The sequence below is a fragment of the Aeromonas sp. Y293-4 genome, from assembly GCF_027705905.1.
Taxonomy (GTDB): domain Bacteria; phylum Pseudomonadota; class Gammaproteobacteria; order Enterobacterales; family Aeromonadaceae; genus Aeromonas; species Aeromonas veronii.
On record NZ_JAPDCI010000017.1, the window covers coordinates 18,607 to 37,196 of the forward strand.

At 63.4% G+C, this 18,590-nt stretch carries 16 protein-coding genes; 12 read left to right on the forward strand and 4 right to left on the reverse strand.

All coding sequences use genetic code 11. The annotated features are described in order from the left end of the window. The first annotated feature begins 43 nt into the window (after window positions 1-43). The 3 genes from OKC31_RS17110 to OKC31_RS17120 are packed head-to-tail and all read left to right on the forward strand — an operon-like array spanning window position 44 to window position 3,861. A complete protein-coding gene (locus OKC31_RS17110) occupies window positions 44-1,408 on the forward strand; it encodes a sucrose-specific PTS transporter subunit IIBC (RefSeq protein ID WP_042657031.1) in 1,365 nt (454 codons plus the stop codon). Further along, window positions 1,408-2,823 (forward strand): glycoside hydrolase family 32 protein, encoded by a 1,416-nt coding sequence (locus OKC31_RS17115; RefSeq protein WP_201936890.1) that lies wholly within the window; start codon window positions 1,408-1,410, stop codon window positions 2,821-2,823. The genes OKC31_RS17110 and OKC31_RS17115 overlap by 1 nt, the downstream gene beginning before the upstream one ends. 27 nt (window positions 2,824-2,850) lie before the next feature. Continuing rightward, window positions 2,851-3,861 carry a LacI family DNA-binding transcriptional regulator gene (locus OKC31_RS17120; RefSeq protein ID WP_064336901.1) on the forward strand — a complete coding sequence of 337 codons (1,011 nt, stop codon included), beginning with the start codon at window positions 2,851-2,853 and terminating at the stop codon, window positions 3,859-3,861. A 91-nt stretch (window positions 3,862-3,952) separates the two neighbouring features. Here the strand turns inward: OKC31_RS17120 and OKC31_RS17125 are convergent, their stop codons facing one another. From OKC31_RS17125 to OKC31_RS17135, 3 genes are all read right to left on the reverse strand, one after another. Further along, entirely contained in the window at window positions 3,953-4,681 is a 729-nt protein-coding gene (locus OKC31_RS17125; protein WP_201936888.1) for an MgtC/SapB family protein, read from the reverse strand. A 218-nt stretch (window positions 4,682-4,899) separates the two neighbouring features. Continuing rightward, a complete protein-coding gene (locus tag OKC31_RS17130; RefSeq protein ID WP_201936887.1) occupies window positions 4,900-5,304 on the reverse strand; it encodes a hypothetical protein in 405 nt (134 codons plus the stop codon). A gap of 426 nt (window positions 5,305-5,730) precedes the next feature. Then, window positions 5,731-5,916 carry a YgaP family membrane protein gene (locus OKC31_RS17135; protein WP_201936886.1) on the reverse strand — a complete coding sequence of 62 codons (186 nt, stop codon included), beginning with the start codon at window positions 5,914-5,916 and terminating at the stop codon, window positions 5,731-5,733. An 88-nt stretch (window positions 5,917-6,004) separates the two neighbouring features. On the opposite strand from OKC31_RS17135, the gene OKC31_RS17140 reads away from it, so the two are divergent. Genes OKC31_RS17140 through OKC31_RS17180 form a run of 9 tightly spaced genes read left to right on the forward strand, consistent with a single transcriptional unit; the run spans window position 6,005 to window position 15,718 of the window. Beyond that, window positions 6,005-6,319 carry an ArsR/SmtB family transcription factor gene (locus OKC31_RS17140; protein WP_005338008.1) on the forward strand — a complete coding sequence of 105 codons (315 nt, stop codon included), beginning with the start codon at window positions 6,005-6,007 and terminating at the stop codon, window positions 6,317-6,319. Next, on the forward strand, window positions 6,319-6,732 hold the full coding sequence (locus OKC31_RS17145; RefSeq protein ID WP_064336897.1) for a YeeE/YedE family protein: 414 nt from the start codon (window positions 6,319-6,321) through the stop codon (window positions 6,730-6,732). The genes OKC31_RS17140 and OKC31_RS17145 overlap by 1 nt, the downstream gene beginning before the upstream one ends. Window positions 6,733-6,745: 13 nt before the next feature. Continuing rightward, window positions 6,746-7,216: a YeeE/YedE family protein gene (locus tag OKC31_RS17150; RefSeq protein ID WP_270657314.1), complete on the forward strand. Its 471-nt coding sequence runs from the start codon at window positions 6,746-6,748 to the stop codon at window positions 7,214-7,216. A 41-nt stretch (window positions 7,217-7,257) separates the two neighbouring features. Continuing rightward, window positions 7,258-8,298, forward strand: coding sequence for an efflux RND transporter periplasmic adaptor subunit (locus tag OKC31_RS17155; RefSeq protein WP_270657344.1), 1,041 nt, complete (start codon window positions 7,258-7,260; stop codon window positions 8,296-8,298). Continuing rightward, window positions 8,291-11,455: an efflux RND transporter permease subunit gene (locus OKC31_RS17160; RefSeq protein WP_270657315.1), complete on the forward strand. Its 3,165-nt coding sequence runs from the start codon at window positions 8,291-8,293 to the stop codon at window positions 11,453-11,455. The genes OKC31_RS17155 and OKC31_RS17160 overlap by 8 nt, the downstream gene beginning before the upstream one ends. Window positions 11,456-11,482: 27 nt before the next feature. Next, window positions 11,483-12,622 carry an efflux RND transporter periplasmic adaptor subunit gene (locus OKC31_RS17165; protein ID WP_270657316.1) on the forward strand — a complete coding sequence of 380 codons (1,140 nt, stop codon included), beginning with the start codon at window positions 11,483-11,485 and terminating at the stop codon, window positions 12,620-12,622. Then, entirely contained in the window at window positions 12,615-13,304 is a 690-nt protein-coding gene (locus OKC31_RS17170) for an ABC transporter ATP-binding protein (RefSeq protein ID WP_167564744.1), read from the forward strand. The genes OKC31_RS17165 and OKC31_RS17170 overlap by 8 nt, the downstream gene beginning before the upstream one ends. Continuing rightward, window positions 13,305-14,519 (forward strand): ABC transporter permease, encoded by a 1,215-nt coding sequence (locus OKC31_RS17175; protein WP_236382151.1) that lies wholly within the window; start codon window positions 13,305-13,307, stop codon window positions 14,517-14,519. Further along, complete coding sequence (locus OKC31_RS17180; RefSeq protein ID WP_270657317.1) at window positions 14,519-15,718, forward strand: ABC transporter permease; 1,200 nt, start codon at window positions 14,519-14,521, stop codon at window positions 15,716-15,718. The genes OKC31_RS17175 and OKC31_RS17180 overlap by 1 nt, the downstream gene beginning before the upstream one ends. Before the next feature lie 50 nt (window positions 15,719-15,768). On the opposite strand, the gene OKC31_RS17185 is transcribed toward OKC31_RS17180, so the two are convergent. Beyond that, window positions 15,769-18,231, reverse strand: coding sequence for a diguanylate cyclase domain-containing protein (locus OKC31_RS17185; RefSeq protein WP_429154439.1), 2,463 nt, complete (start codon window positions 18,229-18,231; stop codon window positions 15,769-15,771). Between the last annotated feature and the right edge of the window lie 359 nt (window positions 18,232-18,590).

The following is an 18,590-nucleotide window of genomic DNA, read 5'->3' on the forward strand; positions in this document are numbered from 1 at the left end:
GTGACAAGGGCCCGCCAGCGTGGCGGGTCATAAGAGGAAGAATATGAATATCAGTGCGATAGCCAAGGATCTGGTGCCCCTGCTCGGGGGCAAGGAGAATATCGTCAGCGCAGCCCACTGCGCCACCCGGCTGCGGTTGGTGCTGGCCGATGACAGCAAGGTAAACAAGGCCGCCATCGACAAGCTGGAGGGGGTCAAGGGGTGCTTTAGCAACGCGGGCCAAATTCAGGTGATCTTCGGCACCGGTCTGGTCAACAAGGTCTATGCGGAGTTCGTGGCGCTGACCGGTACCGGCACCGCCAGCAAGGCGGAGCTGACCGACATGGCGGCGGCCAAGCTCAACGTGGCCCAGCGGTTGGCGCGAACCCTCTCCAACATCTTCGTGCCGATCATTCCGGCCATCGTCGCCTCGGGCCTGCTGATGGGGCTGCTCGGCATGGTGCGCACCTACGGTTGGGTCAATGCCGACAGCGCCCTGTTTGTGATGCTCGACATGTTCAGCTCGGCGGCCTTTATCATATTGCCGATCCTCATCGGCTTTACGGCGGCGCGGGAGTTTGGCGGCAATCCGTACCTCGGGGCGACCCTCGGCGGCATCCTCACCCACCCGGCGCTGACCAACGCCTGGGGCGTGGCCGGTGGTTTCAAGACCATGGACTTCTTCGGGCTGGATGTGGCGATGATCGGCTATCAGGGCACCGTCTTCCCGGTGCTGCTGGCGGTCTGGTTTATGTCCCATCTGGAGAAACAGCTGCGCAAGCGCATTCCGGATGCGCTGGATCTGATCCTCACGCCGTTTCTCACCGTCATCATCACCGGCTTTGTAGCGCTGCTTTTTATCGGCCCGGCGGGTCGGGTGCTGGGGGATGGCATCTCGTTCGGTCTGAGCGCCCTCTATGAGCAGGCGGGCTGGCTGGCGGGGCTGGTATTTGGCGGCACTTACTCGCTGATCGTCATCACCGGCATCCATCATAGCTTCCACGCCATCGAGGCGGGGTTGTTGGCCAATCCGCAAATTGGCGTCAATTTCCTGCTGCCCATCTGGGCCATGGCCAACGTGGCACAGGGTGGGGCTTGCCTCGCGGTCTACTTCAAGACCCGCGACGTGAAGATCAAGGCGATTACCGTGCCGGCTGCCATGTCCTGCCTGCTGGGTATCACGGAAGCGGCGATCTTCGGGGTGAACCTGCGTTACATCAAACCCTTCCTCGCCGGTCTGTTTGGCGGGGCCTGCGGCGGTGCCTACGTGGTGGCGGCCAAGGTGGGGATGACGGCGGTGGGGCTGACCGGTATTCCCGGCATGGCCATCGTCCAGCCCATGAGCCTTATTCATTACATCATCGGGCTGGTGATCGCCTTTGGCGCCGCTTTCGCCGCTTCCTACCTGCTCAAGTACAAGGTGGAGTGATGAAGGAAAGCGATCTTCTCAACCAGATTGTCCGGTCGCTGCTGGCCGGACAGCTCAAGGCGGCGGCCGATCCCCATCGGCCCCGCTGGCATCTGGCAGCCCCGGTGGGGCTGCTTAACGATCCCAACGGTTTTATCGAGCACGACGGGCGCTACCACCTCTTCTACCAGTGGAATCCGCTCGGCTGCGAGCACCGCAACAAGGGCTGGGGCCATGTCACCTCCACCGATCTGCTGCATTGGCAGCACGAGCCGGTGGCGCTGTTGCCCACCGAAGCCTATGAGAGCCACGGCTGCTATTCGGGCTCGGCGGTGAGCGACGAGCAGGGGCGCCTGACTCTTATCTACACCGGCAATGTCAAATACCCGGATGGCAGTCGTACCGCTTATCAGTGTCTGGCCCGCGCCGACGGTGAGGCCGGTTTTGCCAAGCTGGGGCCTGTGCTGGATCTGCCCGCAGGCTACAGCGGCCATGTGCGCGATCCCAAGGTGTGGCACGACGGCCAGCAGTGGCTGATGGTGCTGGGGGCTCGCACTCTGGGCGACAAGGGGGAAGTGCTGCTCTATCGCGGCGAAACCCTGCAAAGCTGGCAGTGGGTGGGTCCCATCGCCGGTAGCGGGCGAGGGGGGCTGGGTGAGTTTGGCTATATGTGGGAGTGCCCGGATCTCTTCCCGCTGGTCGATCGCCATGTGCTGATCAGCTGCCCGCAGGGGATTGCCCCGGTGGGCGAGGATTATCGCAACCTCTACCAGTGCGGCTGGCTGGCGGGAGATTTCGACGGCGAGCGCTTCGAGCACGGGGCTTTCCACGAGCTGGACCGGGGCTTTGAGTTCTATGCCCCCCAGACCACTCTGGATAGCCAGGGTCGGCGCTTGCTGTTTGGCTGGCTGGGTCTGCCGGAGGCGAACGAGATGAGCCAGCCCACCATCCCCTATGGCTGGATCCACCAGATGAGCTGCCCGCGGGAGCTGTTCTGGCAGGATGAGTGGCTCTGCCAGCGGCCGGTGGCGGAGCTGGCGGCATTGAAGGGAGAGCAGACCCGCTTCGAGGGGACGCTTGGCGAGTTTCCGGGGCTGGCCATCGACTCGGCCTGGCTCGATATGGGGCTCTGCGGTGAGGGGAGTCTCTGGTTCGGCGCCGTGGCCGAGCTGGTGTGGCAGCCGGGGCGCATCACCTTGCGGCGCCAGAACTGGCAGAGCGGGGCGTGGGAGACTCGCAGCAGCCCATGGGCTGGCGGGCGGATCACCGTGCTGTGCGATCGCTCCAGTCTGGAGTGTTTCATCGATGAGGGTCGCCACACCCTGTCGGCGCGCTACTTCCCCGGGGAGAAGCCGCAACTTTCATCAGGTAACGGCGATGATGGCTGCAAAATTTGCCTCAATCACTGGCCGCTGTCGGCGTGCTTAGTACAATAGCCCGGTTCTAGTCAGCCGGGAGGCCAGGTGGAGAAGAAGAAACGGATCACGATTGCCCAGATCGCCGAACTGGCGGGGGTGTCCAAGGCGACCGCCAGTCTGGTGCTCAACGGGAAGAGTGCGGAGTACCGGATTGCCGACGATACCCGCAAGCGCATTCAGGCGGTGGCGGAGGAGTGTCACTACCTGCCGAGCTTTCATGCCCGCTCCCTGCGCGAGACCCGCAGCTACACCTGGGGGCTGGTGATCCCCGATCTCACCAACTTCGGTTTTGCCCGCATTGCCCGTGCCCTCGAGGCGCACTGCCGGGAGGCGGGCATCCAGCTGCTGATCGCCTGCTCCGAGGATGATCCCGCCCTCGAGCAGCGGGTGGTGGATAACCTCATCAGCCGCCAGGTGGATGGGCTGATTGTCGCCTCCAGCGGCCACAGCGATGACATCTATGCCCGCATTCACGACCGCCTGCCGGTGGTGCAGCTCGACCGCCATATTGGCGAGTCGCGCCTGCCCATGGTGATCTCCGATGCCTGCAAGGCCACCGCCGAGCTGGTGCGGGACATGGCCAGCGAGTGCGGCGAGGAGATCTACTACTTCGGCGGCCTGCTGGATCTCTCCCCCAGTCGTCACCGGCTGGCGGGCTATGAGCTGGGGCTCCATCGCGCCGGTTTTGAAGCCGATGTAGCCCGGGTGCGTCATCGCGACTATCAGCCGAGCTCCGGTTATCAGCTGATGGCCGAGCTGGTGGCCGAGCTGGGAGCGCCTCCCAGGGGGCTCTTTACCGCCTCTTTTACACTGCTGGAAGGGGTACTGCGCTACCTCAATGAGGCGGGGCTGATGGAGACAGGGATGCGCCTGTGTACCTTCGATGATCATGACCTGCTCGACTGCATTCCCATGCGCATCGACTCGGTGGCGCAGGATTGTCCGGCGCTGGCTCTCGCCGCTTTCGAGCTGATGCAGCAACTGATTGCGGGCAATCCCCCGGCGCAGACTGCCCAGGTGATCACCCCCAGGGTGCGCTGGCGCAGCCGCCGCTAGCCACTCTTCGCCCATCCCATATGAGAAAGCCCCGCCATTGCTGGCGGGGCTTTTTGCTGCGGGCGGATGGTTCGTTCCTCTGACCAACGGCTCAATCGGTGGTACTGGTGCGCCAGAACACCTGCTTGATATGAGGGTGGATGGCCAGCTTTTGCATCAGGGCATCCAGCTCGTCGCCATCGATGGAGGTAGCCAGCAGCACCGCCGAGATCTCCAGATCCCCCGCGCCAAACGGCTCGATATCGAGTTCGCTCAAGGGGTAGTTGGCCTGCTCCAGCATCTCTTCCAGCCAGTGCAGCACCTCTTTTTGATGCTCGCGCGGGGTCAGGGCCGTCACCTTGTAGGTCACTTCGGTATCCAGATTGTCCACCGGGCGACGGTTGATCTGATTGACCAGCGGTCGCAGCAGAGTGTTGGCGGCCAGCACGAACAGGGCGCCCAGAATTGCCTCCATGGCCAGTCCTGCACCACAGGCGGCGCCGACGGCGGCCACTCCCCAGAGAGTGGCGGCGGTGTTGATGCCGCGGATATTGCCCGATTCGCGCATGATGACGCCAGCGCCGAGAAAGCCGATGCCGGAGACGATATAGGCCACCACATGGACCACGTTGTAGTTGCCGCCGTGCAGGTCATAGATGCGCTGGGCCAGACTGACGAACAGGGCGGCCCCCACGGCGACCAGCACGTTGGTGCGCAGGCCCGCGGTACGTTGGCGGTATTGGCGCTCCAGCCCGACCAGACTGCCAAGCACAAAGGCGAGCAACAGGCTGGCCAGGGTGTCGAGCAGGGAGATCATGTCAATTTGTTGCCACATCTTCATGGCGTACTCCTTCTGATAAGCGCTGGCTTGGCGCAATCCATGATGAAACGCCGGGAGGCGGATGGATCAGGAGATGATTGCGCGGATGGCCAGCAGAAAAACAAAAACGCGGCGTCCCGGGGCGCGAGCATCATCAGATGCCCTGACGCTCGGAGAGGACGCAACAAGCGGGGCCAGCGTGGCTGGCCCCTTTCACAGTGGTTAACGCAGGTGTGCGGTCAGTTGAGTTCGGGAGCGCAGTCGATGCGCGGGCGCAGTTGCCAGCGTACCGGATGTGCTAATCCGACCTGATGAACGAACTGCACCAGATAGCGTCGCTGGGGCGGGGTGCACTGCAGGTTGAGCACCAGCTCACGCCCGCCGCCGCGACCCGGCTTCATTGATTGCATCGGTTGCAGCCCGGCCGGTTGCAACGTGTGGTTCACCATATCCAGCACCTGCTCCATATCGGCGCGATCCTCACAGCGGATCTGCAGCCGGTAGTGGTGCTGACGCTGTTTGCCGCCCAGCCAGCGTGGCAGCATGCCACGGCCGAGCCGGCTCAACAGGGGGTGAGCCTGGGTAGCAACAGAACCTGTTGCGACCGCGCGATCCGCAGCCGGTTTGATTGAGATAAAACGCATAGCAGCCTCCTTGTGGGAAGCAGAAACTATGCAGGCATGGCGACCGTGGCGATTGGCCTCTGGTTGCCAGACGTCAAGTGTAAAAAGGGAGAAGAGGGGAGTGGATTTCCGCTTCTCGCAGGGTTGCGAGTTGCGGCAGAGAAAGACCTGCGGCTAGCTCGCGACCTTGGTACCGACGATGAGGGTCGGTCTACAACTGTCACTTGATGAGTTGCCCACTGATGGTCTCCGCTGTGTTAAGAACGGCAAAATGGTACTCATCCAGAGCGGTGAGGTAAAGCCTTATCGACCTTCCAGCAACATTTAGATACAAGTTTGTCAATAACGGGGCCGACTGGCTACCTCCATAAGCATCAGGGAGCGACGATAGCCATCGCCGCGCGATGACGCCCCGCTAGCAGGACCGCCCCTGTCTTGCGCGACCTGTTACTTCAGCCCCAGGCGCTTGAGGAGCATGGCGGCCGGACAGAAACCGGTGAATGCGCTCTGGATCAGGTTGACCCCGACAAAGGCACTCAACCAGACAAAGCCCGGATGAACCCAGCTGGTAAGGATCAGCGAGAGCAGCAACATGCAACCCGCGACGATTCTGACTCCGTTATCTACAGTCATGGTCTTTCTCCTCATCTACTTTAGATGTTGCTAATTTAGTGTTGTTTTATACAATAGAACAAATATCAGCAATTGCTAATTTACTCTTATGAGCCAATTCGACGAGATGAACAGACATGCGACAGCCGCCGCCTCCCTGCTCAAGGCGTTGGCTCATCCCGAACGCCTGATGGTGCTCTGCCAGCTGGTGGAGGGGGAGAAGGGGGTCGGGGAGCTGCTGGCCCATAGCCAACTTGGGCAGTCGGCCTTCTCCCAGCAACTTTCGGTATTGAAGCGCTACGGCCTTATCCGTTCGCGCAAGGTCTCCCAGCAGATCTACTACTCGCTGGTGAGCGAGGCGGCCGCCGATGTGTTGGGGGCGCTGCAAACCCATTTTTGTCACTCGGAAAATAAGGAATCTTGATGATGGAAAGCCAATGGCTGCTCTCTTTGGGCGGCGGCATGCTGGCGGGGCTGTCGGCCCTGATCCTGATGTTGTTCAACGGCCGGGTGGCCGGGATCAGCGGCATTCTGGCCGGTGCGCTGCAACACCGTGCGCCGTGGCGGGTGCTATTTCTGCTGGGGCTCGGGGCGGGCGCCTGGTTGGCGCTGACTCTGGGTTGGGCCCGCATGCCCGCATTCACCACGCTGCCCGGCTGGCCCGTTGTGCTACTGGCCGGTCTGCTGGTCGGGGTCGGTACCCGTCTTGGCAATGGCTGCACCAGCGGCCACGGCATCTGTGGCATGGGGCGGCTCTCCCTGCGCTCCATCGTCGCCACCCTCACCTTTATGGCGGCAGGCTTTATCACCGTCTTCGTCACTCATCATCTGCTGTAAGGGGCTGATCGCCATGAAGTTGCTGACAAGTTTGTTTGCGGGTGTGTTGTTCGGACTGGGGATGGCCATCTCCGGCATGATGGATCCCGCCCGGGTCACCGGTTTTCTCGATCTAGCCGGGGCCTGGGATCCCAGCCTTGCCTTCGTGATGGGGGGCGCCCTGCTGGTCTTTATGCCGGGTTATTTTCTGCTGGTGAAACCCCGTCGCCAGAGTGTGCTGGGGGAGCCCATCGCCGCCGTACCAGCCCCTCAGCTGGAGCGCAGGCTGATCGGCGGGGCCGCGCTGTTTGGTATCGGCTGGGGATTGGTCGGTATCTGCCCAGGGCCTGCTCTGAGTCTCATTTCCAGCGGGCAGCCCATGATAATGTTGTTTATAGCGGCCATGGTGGCCGGGATCTTGCTGTTTGACAGAGGGCTGGCCAGGGTGCTGACCAAGGCGCCAGCTCGGGGAGTGGATAAGGTGCGCCAGTCCCATACCGCCTGATCCCGTGAAGTGACAGATTACGCCAGGGAAGGAGAGTAATGATGGAAAAGATCCGGTTGCTGGGGATCACCTTGTTGGTGATGACATCGCAGGCCATGACATCCCCCCGGGCCTTTGCCGCGGACGGGGAGCCAGAGCCCTTGTTGACAGTGGTGCCACAGCCGGTGACCGACTGGCTGACGCTGGATGGCACCGTCAGTGCCATCAATCAGGGGACGGTGGCGGCCCAGACCAGCGGCCGGGTCTCCCGCATGCTGGTGGATGTGAACGATCAGGTGCAGGCGGGGCAACCGCTGCTGGAGATCAGCGGCAAAGAGCAGTTTGCCGCCGTCACGGGGGCCGAGGCGCGGCTGGCGCGGGCGCAGGCCCAGCAAGTGGAAGCCGAGCGCCAGCTCGCCCGCTTTCAGGCGCTGATTGCCAAGGGGGTGATCACCCGCGCCCAGCTCGATAATGCCCAGGCGACGGATCGCGCCGCCCGCGCCGAGGTGAACGCTGCCGATGCGGCTCTCACTCAAGCCCGCGAGGCCTACGGTTATACCCGCATTCTGGCTCCCTATGCAGGGGTAGTGACCAAACGGCTGGTGGAGTTGGGGGAGACTGTCGCCCCCGGTACCCCGCTGCTCTCCGGCTTCTCTCTCGACACCTTGCGGGTGGAGGTGGAGTTGCCCCAATCCGCCCTGACGCTGGCTCGTGAGCCTGCGGATGTGCAGGTGCTGCTGCCGGATGGCAAGCTTGTTACCCCGGTCAAACTGACCCGCTTCAATTATGCCGACAGCCAGAGCCACGCCTTCAGGTTGCGCCTCGACTTGCCGCCGCAAACCGCCGGGGTATTGCCCGGCATGTGGCTCAAGGTGCAGCTCAAGCAGGGTGAACGTCAGGTGTTGCAGGTGCCGGATCGCGCCCTGCTGCGGCAAGGGGAATTCAATGGCGTCTATCTGCAGCAGCCCGCTGGCTGGGCCCTGACGCCGGTGCGGGTCGGCCATTGCGTCGAGGGACAGTGCGAGATCCTGGCCGGCCTGCAAGCCGGTGACAAGTTGGCCCCCGATGCCTGGGCGCAGCAGCAGGAGGTGGCCCATGAGTAGCGAGCTGAACGGCAACAAGGAGAGGCTGGGGCCTGCCGGTCGGCTGGCTGCGCTGTTTCAGGGCTCGGCCATCACGCCGCTGCTGGCGCTGGTGGGGCTGTTGCTCGGTCTGTTTGCAGTGCTGGTGACCCCCAAGGAGGAGGAGCCGCAGATCGATGTCACCTTCGCCGATGTCTATATTCCCTTCCCGGGAGCCAGCCCGGCTGAAGTGGCCTCTCTCGTTACCACCCCTGCCGAGCAGGTGGTCTCCCAGATAAAGGGCATTGATACCCTCTACTCTTTTTCCCAACCCGATGGCGCCCTGCTGGTGGTGGTGTTCAAGGTAGGGGTGAGCCGCGAGCAGGCCATCGTCGATCTCAACAACCAGCTCGAGTCCAACCGCGATTGGCTGCCACAGGGGATCGGGGTCGGTCAGCCACTGGTAAAACCCCGGGGGATCGATGATGTCCCTATCGTCAGTTTGACCTTATGGAGCAAAGAGGGGAGCAAGCAACTGGGGGCTCCCGAGCTGACCCGGGTCGCCCATGAGCTGGAGACCGAACTCAAGCGCATTCCCGGTACCCGCGATATTTACACGCTGGGCAGCCAGAGTGCCGTGTTGCGGGTGATGCCGGATCCGGCGGCCCTCAGCGCCCACGGCATCAGCTGGGGCGAACTGAGCCAGCGACTGGCGGCCGCCAATCAGGTAGGCACGACACAGGCTATCGAGCAGAACAACAGTGAGATTAAAGTGCAGGTGGGGCAGTTCCTGCAAAGTGAGCAGGAGGCTAGAGAACTGGTAGTGGGGCTGCACGACGGCAAGCCGGTCTATCTGGGGGATGTGGCCAGGGTCTCTCTGGGTCAGGATACCCCGACCAAGCGCAGCTGGATGGGGCTGGGACAGGCCAGTTATCCGGCGGTGACCCTGGCCATCGGCAAGCAGCCGGGCCAGAATGCGGTCGATGTGGCCAAGCGGGTGGAGGTGCGGGTCGAAAGTTTGCAGAACCGACTGATCCCTGCCGGGGTCGAGGTGACGGTGACCCGGGACTACGGCGTTACCGCCGAGACCAAATCCAACACCCTGCTCGGCAAGCTGATTTTTGCCACCACGGCGGTGGTGCTGCTGGTACTGGTGAGCATGGGTTGGCGCGAGGCGTTGGTAGTTGGCGTTGCCATCGTCATCACCCTGGCGCTGACTCTCTTCGCCAGCTGGGCCTGGGGCTTTACCCTCAACCGGGTGTCGCTGTTTGCGCTGATCTTCTCCATCGGCATTCTGGTGGATGACGCCATCGTGGTGGTGGAGAACATCCACCGCCATCGCGGTTTGGGCAAGGGGTCGCTCAAGGAGCTTATTCCGGGGGCGGTAGACGAGGTGGGGGGGCCGACCATACTGGCGACCCTGACCGTCATCGCGGCCCTGCTGCCGATGGCCTTTGTCAGCGGGCTGATGGGCCCTTACATGAGCCCCATTCCCATCAATGCCAGCATGGGGATGCTCATCTCCCTGCTGGTGGCCTTTATCTTCTCCCCCTGGCTGGCGAGCCATTTGCTCAAGGGCGAGGTGCACGGTGCCCACGGCGAGGCCAAGGCTGGTCTCTTTCACCGGCTGATGACCCCTTTCCTGATTGGTGATGGCGCCAAGCGTGCCAGACGCAAGCTCTGGCTGGTGGTGTTGCTGCTGGTCGGGGCCGCCACCGCCATGCCGGTGGTGCAGTGGGTGGTGCTCAAGATGCTCCCCTTTGACAACAAGTCGGAATTTCAGCTGGTGCTCGATATGCCGGAGGGGGCGACCCTGGAGCAGACCGAGCGCACCCTGCTGGCGGTCGGGCGGGAGCTTGCCAAGGTGGAGGAGGTGAAGGATTACCAGATCTACGCCGGCACCGCCGCCCCCATCAATTTCAACGGGCTGGTGCGCCACTACTTTATCCGCAGCGGCGCCAACGTGGGGGATATTCAGGTCAATCTGGTGGACAAGCATGAGCGGGATCGCAGCAGTCATCAGATTGCCCAGTCGGTTCGGGCACAGCTGCAGGCCATCGCCAGTGCGGCAGGGGGCAACCTGAAAGTCGTTGAGGTGCCGCCCGGCCCGCCGGTCTGGTCTCCCATCGTTGCCGAGATCTATGGCCCGACTCAGGCCGCCCGCGAAGCGGCCGCTCGCGCCGTACAGGCCCGTTTTGTGGCCACGGCGGATCTGGTGGATGTGGATATCTATCTGACCGACCCGCAGCCCAAGTGGCGGCTGGTGGTGGATCGCAGCAAGGCGGCCCTGCTCGGGGTCGATCTCGGGGATCTGGTGAACACCCTCAATGGCGGGGTGGGTTATCAGGATGCCAGCTGGCTGCAGGGTCACGGCGCCAAGTATCCGGTGCCGATCCGCATCGAACTGGCTCCCGGTGACAAACGGGATCTGGCGGGCGTACTGGCCCTCAAGGTGCGCAGCCAGAGCGGCCAGTTGGTGCGGGTCTCCGAGCTGGTGAGTCGCCGTGATGAGGTGGCCCCCAGCTATATCATGCACAAGAACATGCAGCCCATGGTGATGGTGGTGGCCGACATGGGTGGCCATACCGACAGCCCGCTCTACGGCATGTTTGCCGCCGGTGCCGACATCGATCTGCCCCAGTATTACGTGCAGCAGCCCGACAAGCTGGGGGAGGTGGCGCTGTTGTGGGACGGGGAGTGGAAGATCACCTACGAGACCTTCCGCGACATGGGGATTGCCTACGGAGTGGGAATGATCCTCATCTACCTGCTGGTGGTGGCCCAGTTCCGCTCCTATCTGGTGCCACTCATCATCATGGCTCCCATTCCGCTCACCATCATAGGGGTGATGCCGGGCCACGCCCTGCTGGGAGCCCAGTTTACCGCTACCTCGATGATCGGGATGATCGCCCTGGCCGGGATCATCGTACGCAACAGCATCCTGCTGGTGGACTTTATCGAGCAGCAGCGCAGCGCCGGAGTGGCGTTCGAGCAGGCGGTGATCGAAGCGGCGCAGGTGCGGGCCAAACCCATCATGCTGACGGCGTTGGCGGCGATGATCGGAGCCCTGTTTATCCTCGATGATCCCATCTTCAACGGACTGGCCATCAGCCTGATTTTCGGGATCCTGGTCTCCACTTTGCTCACCCTGGTGGTGATACCCTTGCTCTATTATGCCCTGCTCTCCCGACGCTCATGACGGGAGTCACTAGCGAAAGGATGCGCGATGAAGAGAGGTTGGTTGTGGTGGGGAAGTGGCGCTGTGGTAGCGGCTGCTGCTGTGGCATGGTGGTGGCGACCGCAGCCGACGCCGATCAGGCTGGCTGAGGTCGGGCGGGGGGATGTACTGGTCACTGTGGTCAACACCCGGGCCGGCACCATCAAGTCGTGTCAGCGGGCCGGACTCAGTCTGCCCGGTGGCGGTGTGGTGGAGCAGATCGCCGTCAAGGCCGGGGAGCGGGTAGCCCGGGGAGATCTGCTGCTGACCCTCTGGAGTGACGATATTCACGCCGATCTCGCCCGTGCCCGTGCCCAGCAGGCCCTTGGCAAGACCCAGCGCGAGGAGCGTTGCAGCGAGGCGGCCTACTACGAGCGGGAGGCCAATCGGCTGGCCACTTTGCTGGCCAAAAACCTCACCTCTCGCACCCTCGCCGAGCAGGCCCAGAATCTGGCCGATACCCGCCGCTATGTCTGTCAGGCATCCCGCCAGCAGGAGCGGGTTGACGAGGCGCAGGTCGCCCAGGTGGAGGCTCGCTTGAGCGAGCGTCGCTTGCTGGCGCCGTTTGCCGGAGTGGTGGCGGAGGTCAACAGCAAGTTGGGCGAATACATGACTCCCTCCCCGCCCGGAGTGGCCATGCCTCCGGTGATCGATCTTATCGACGATAACTGTCTGTATGTCTCAGCCCCCATCGATGAGGTGGATGCCGCCCGCCTCAAGGTGGGCCAGTCTGCCCGGGTACTGCTCGATGCCATGCCCGGGCGCGATTTTGCCGCCACCGTCACCCGCATCGCCCCCTATGTGAAGGAGCTGGAGAAGCAGGCCCGCACCGTGGAGGTGGAGGCGGCGCTCACTGCCCTGCCCACCGATGTCCCCCTGCTTATTGGCTACAGCGCTGACCTTGAGGTCGAGGTGACCCGCGCCACCGATGTGCTGCGGGTAGCGGCCAGCAGCCGGGCCGACGATGGCAGCGTGCTGCGGCTGGAAGGGGATAAGCTGGTGCGGGTGGTGCCCCGTTGGGGCGTGGAGAACTGGAACTGGATTGAGGTGGCCGAGGGGCTCGCTGCCGGTGATCGGCTGGCAGCCCAGCCCGGACAGATTGTCGGGGAGGGCCCTTTCAGCGCCGCCACGGAGCAGCCGGATGAGTGATCTCATTCGCCTTGATGCCGTCAGCCGTCGTTTCACTCTGGGGGGGAGCGAGGTGGCCGCCCTCGATCGCGTCTCTCTGCGGGTTGCCGAGGGGGAGTATCTGGCGGTGATGGGCCCCTCGGGCTCCGGCAAATCGACCCTGCTCAATGTGTTGGGGCTGCTGGATCGGCCAGACGAGGGGCGCTACTGGCTGGGTGGGGAGGACACCGCCACCCTGTCAGAACCCGCATTGGCCCAGCTGCGCGGCCATCGCATCGGTTTCGTGTTCCAGTCGTTTCACCTTATCTCCCGCCTCACTGCCCGTGAAAACGTCGAGCTGCCGCTGATGCTGTGCGGGATCGCCCCCGCCGAGCGCCATCGCCGAAGCCAGCAGTTGCTGGGGGAGCTGGGGCTGGAGAACCGGGCCGGACACCGCCCTGCCGAGCTTTCCGGCGGTCAGCGTCAGCGGGTAGCCATCGCCCGGGCCATGGCAATGGCGCCGCGACTGATTCTGGCCGACGAGCCCACCGGCAATCTCGACTCCCGCTCCGGGGAGGAGGTGATTGCCCTGCTGGAGGGGCTCAACCGGGAGCAGGGGATCACGCTGGTGGTGGTGACCCATGATCCGCGCCTCGGTGAGCGGGCGGGCAGGCGGATCCTGATGAACGATGGCCGCATCAACATTGATAGCGGCGGTGGCTGAATGCGGCGCCCCGATGTGATCCGCTTTGCCGCCGTGGCGTTATTGCGTCAGCGTTCACGGGCGCTGGTCTTGATCCTGGCGGTGAGTCTGAGCGTCACCTCGGTGCTGCTGCTCACCGCGCTGGGGGAGGGGGCGAGGCGCTATGTGGCGGACCAGTTCAGCTCCCTTGGCAAGGATCTGCTGGTGATGTTCCCGGGCCGCAAGGAGACCACCGGCGGGCTGCCGCCGGTCACTGGCAACAGTCTGCGGCAGATCACTCTCGATGATATGCACTACCTTGGCCAGCATCAGCCAAATGTGCGGCTGGTGCCGCTGGTGATGGGCTTTGCCGAGGCCAAACAGGGGGCGCGGCTGCGCCAGACCATGCTGCTTGGCAGCAGCAACGGGCTGCGCGATACCCACGGGCTGGAGCTGCTCTCCGGCCGCTGGCTGCCGGGGGATCCCGCAGAGGACAGGCCGGCCGTCCTGCTCGGGGCCAAGGTGGCCCGTGAGCTGTTCGGTCAGGTCGATCCGGTCGGCCAGTGGCTGCGTTTTGACAATCGCCGCTTTCGGGTGGTGGGGGTCTTCACCAGCCAGAGCAGCAATCTGGGGATGGATATGGCCGAGGCCGCGCTGATCCCGGTCGGTAGCGCCATGCGGCTGTTCAACACCGAGGGGCTGTTTCGGCTGCTGATCCAGCCGCTGGCGGGACAAGCAGTGCCCCCGCTGGTCAAGCGACTGGAGCAGCTGATGCAGGCGCGCCACGGGGTGCTCGATGTGACTGTGGTGCGCCGCGACGCCATGCTGGCCACCTTCTCCACCATTCTCTCGACCCTCACCCTGGCCGTTGCCGGCATCGGCGCCATCAGCCTGCTGGTCTCCGGCATCATGATGATGAATTTGGCGCTGATCAGCACCCGCCAGCGCACCGGCGAGATCGGCCTGCTCAAGGCGCTGGGGGCCGACAGTCGCCAGATCCGCCAGCTGTTTTTGTGGGAGGCGCTGTTGCTGAGCGGCAGTGGCGCGCTGTTTGGCACTGTGTTGGGCTATGCCCTGGTTGCCCTCGCCGGAGTGATTTGGCCCGGATTTCCGGCGGCGGTCCCTCTGCTCGCTACTTTCTGTACCATACCGGCGGCCCTGCTGACCGGGCTGTTTTTTAGCTGGCTGCCCGCCTCCCGTGCGGCACGGCAAGATCCGGTCAGCAGCCTGCGCAGCGGGCAATGGAGTGGTGGCTGATGCGCGCCGCCGATCTGCTGTTCTGGCTCTGGCGCGCCTTGTTGGCGGGGCGCAGTCGCAGCCTGCTGTCGGCGCTCGGCATTGCCATCGGGATCGCCTCGGTGACCCTGCTCACCGGCATCGGCGAGGGGCTCAGGCTCTATCTGCTCGACAGCTTCTCCCAATTTGGCACCCGGTTGATTGCCGTGACCCCGGGCAAGACCGAAACCGCAGGCGGCCCGCCCGGCATCCTCTCCAGCAGCCGTCCCCTGCTGCTGGAGGATGCCGATGCCCTCGCCAGATTGGCAGGGGTAGAGGCGGCGCTCCCTGTGGTGCAGGGGCAGGGGGAGGTACGCAGCCGCGGGCTCACCCGCAGCACCGCCATTCTGGGCACCGGTCCGGCGGTGCTCTCCGGCTGGCGACTCACCCTGGTGCAGGGGCGTTTTCTGCCCGCGGACGACAGTGCCATGCCCCGCGCCTATGCGGTGCTGGGGGCCAAGGTGGCGGCTGAGCTGTTTCCCGGCGGAGATGCGCCGGGCAGTCTGCTGCGCGCCGGTGATCGCCGTTTTCGGGTGGCCGGGGTGCTGGCCCCCAAAGGGCAATTTCTCGGCTTTGATCTGGATGACATGATCTATCTGCCCGCCGCTCACGCCCAGGCGCTGTTCAATAAGGAGGGGCTGCAGGAGATCGACGTCATCTATCGCGCCGGGCAGGCGGAGGCCGATATCACCGCCCAGATCCGGCGAGTACTGATCGCCCGCCACGGCGCTGAGGATTTCACCCTCACCTCCCAGCAGGACATGCTGACCAGCCTCGACAAGATACTCTCCATCATCAAGCTGGCGGTTGGCGGGCTCGGCATTATCTCGCTGCTGATCGGGGCGGTCGGCATCTTCAGCATCATGAGCATCGCCCAGCAGGAGCGGATCCCCGAAGTGGGCTTGCTGATGGCGCTGGGGTGTCCGCGGCGCCGCATTCTATTGCTGTTCCTGCTCGAAGCCGTGGTGCTGGCGCTGCTGGGCGGAGCCATGGGGCTGGCCCTGCTCGGCGGGCTCAAGCTGCTGCTCACCCTGCTGGCGGCTGGCTTGCCGCTTACCCTCCATCCTCTCTATCTGCTGCTGGCGCTCGGTTGCAGCGCCCTGGTCGGTCTGCTGGCCGGGGTCGCTCCTGCGCTGCGGGCAGTGCGTCTCGACCCAGTAGTTGCCCTGCGCGGTGATTAGGTCGCCCCTTCCGCAAGAGGCGCATTACGCTCGGGTCTGAACAGGGGGGACTAGGCGACCACCTCCGCAACCGACAGGCTGCGCTCAGATCTGAACAGGGGGAAGTAGCGGCGATCCGCCTGACTCATGTGGCCGACTACCAGCTCCTGAATGATGAAGTTGAGCAACTCGTCGTTGCCCAGAGTCCCCGCTTTGGCGGCGTTCAGCAGCTGGCCTGCTTTGTTGAGCAGGCGCTGGTGATCCTGACGGTGGCTGACGAGCTCCCGATAGTCGATCTCCGCCAGCATCTGCTCTTCAAAGGCGAAGTGATGGCGGGCCATGTCGAACAGGCTCTCCAGACTCTCCAGAAACGGGGCCGGATCCTCGTGCTGATCTTTCATCCGCTCCAGCAGCCGGTTGGTCAATACGAAGAGCTGGCGATGCTCGGCATCGATGCGCGGGTGACCGCACTCGTGGCCGGGTTGCCACAGCAGGGCGCCCTGCTCGGGATCAAGGCCTTCGGTATAGAGGCAGACCCGGCCGCGGCCGCGATTCTTCGCCTGATACATGGCCTGATCGGCGTGGTGCATCAGGGTTTTGGCATCCTCCCCGTGCTCGGGATAGAGCGCCAGCCCGATACTGCTGGAGATGAGCAGCTCCTGTCCCTCCAGCTGGAACGGATGGCGCAGCTGCTGGTGCAGCTTGTCGGCCACCGCCAGCACTTCGTCGCCACTCTCCGGCAGCAAGATAACGAACTCGTCGCCCCCCAGCCGTGCCACTAGATCCTGTTTGCGCACGCAGTGGCTCATCCGCTCGGCCACCATATTGAGCAGAATATCCCCGGTCTCATGGCCGAAGGTGTCGTTGATCGGCTTGAAGTGATCGAGATCGATAAACATCAATGCCAGCGGACGGGGCGTCTCCTGCTCCATCAGCTCCTTGAGCCGTTGCTGCAGCAAGCGGCGGTTGGGCAGCCCGGTGAGGGGGTCGTAGAAGGCGAGGCGGAGCATCATCTCCTCTCGCGCTGCCCGCTCGGTGATATCCCGGGTGACCCCGAGGATCGCCTCCGGCTGGGCATTGTGGTTGCCATGGAGGGTGGTGATGGTTTCGGTGGCTACCAGATGGCCATCCTTGTGGCGCAGCTGGGTGCGAATGACCCGGCGGGTCTGGTCATGTTCCCCCCGCTGCCAGGCCTCCAGGGTGGTGGAGATCTCCTCGCGCAGCAGTTGCCTTGAGGCATCCGGCAGCAGCTGTTTGAGGGGCAGGGCAAACAGCTCGGGGGCCTCGTAGCCGCTCAGAGGCGTGATGGCCGGGCTGACGTAGCGAAAGCGCAAGCTGGCTGCATCCATGGTCCAGATTACATCGGCGCTGTTCTCCGCCACGAAGCGGTAGTGTTGCTCGCTCTGGGCCAGTTCACGGGTCAGCCGCTGGCGATCCCGCGCCTCCTGGCGCAGGCGCAGATAGAGGTGCAAGAAGATGCCGAGCAGGGTCATCAGGGTAAAGGTGATGAGCATGGCCACCGCCACGCTCTTGTCGAGCAGCTGCCGTTGCTGGCGCAGCCGCTCCTGCGCCGGGTCGTAGATAAAGCGGTCGAGGTTGGGCAATACCGTGAGCATGCCCGCCTCCAGATAGGTTTTGGCGATCTGCAGCCAGCGCTCCTGCTGCATGTAGCCAGGTTCGATAAGGTCGGGCTGCATCAGCTCTCTGGTTTCGCGCGCCTCGAACTCCAGCTGTTCACGGCCAGCCCCGGTCGGGTACTGCTCCATGATGAGGTTGATCATCTCTTCGGGGTGGTCCATCGCATAGCGCCACCCCTTGAGGCTGGCCTGCTGGAAGGCGTAGACCCGATCCTGTCGGGTGATCAGCTCCCGCTCGGAGGTAAACAGGTTGTCGCCGTAGAAGTCGAAGTCGATGGTGCGCGGACTGAAGACCCGATAGGGGATCCCTTTTTGTTGCAGATAGAAGGGCTCGGTAGTGCTGTAGGCGCTGATGGCATCCACCTTGCCCGCCAGCAGTGCCTCTATCCCCTGTTTGTAGGGAAGGGTGACCCAGTCGCGGCTGCGGGTATGGTGGGAAAGGTAGGTCAACAGCTCGTTGGAGCCAGGCTCCAGCATCAGTCGCTTGTTGGCCAGATCGGCCGGGTTGCGAATATCTGGCCTATCCAGCGTGAGCAGAACCAGCGGCGAGTGCTGCAGCAGGGCGGCGAGCACCACCACCGGGCGACCGGCAGCCCGATCCAGCAGCAGATCACTGCCGCTGATGCCAAACTGGGCCTTTCCCGAGATCACCTCGCTGACCACATCGGTGCGGGAGTCCGCTTCGCGCAGGGTGACATGCAGACCTGCCTCCCGATAAAACCCTTTGGCGATGGCCGCGTAGTAACCGGCAAACTGGAACTGGTGTTGCCACGGCAACTGGACGATGACCTGCTCGCCGGCTCGCACGGGGGGAGAGGTCAGGGTCGCGATGACCATACCGACCAGCATTGGCATAAACCAGCTGAGGGGCTGGCGGGGGGCTGCGTTCTCCGTCATACAACGTTTCTCTAGGGAGCGATGTCTAGGCTAGATTCAAGCAATTTTGTGTCACCTGCAAGGGGAGAAAAGGCGTTTGCAATAGGGTATAGGGGGGTTGGAAAGTCATTTTTGTGTCGTTCATCACACGGGATGGATACATGCCGTTTTTTTGCAAGTTATGTGACCAATAAGAGAGTCATATGGCCTATCGAAGTGGTCGCATTCTAGCCACTTTTTCCCGTTTTTATCGTTGTCATTGTGGCTTGACTGCATTTTTTCCGTGGTTGCACGTCAAGCTGTGTCGTTATATCAATAGATACTTTTATGGGGCGGTCAGGTGTGACGCAAATGTGTCGCGGCTGCTGCGCACCGGTTAA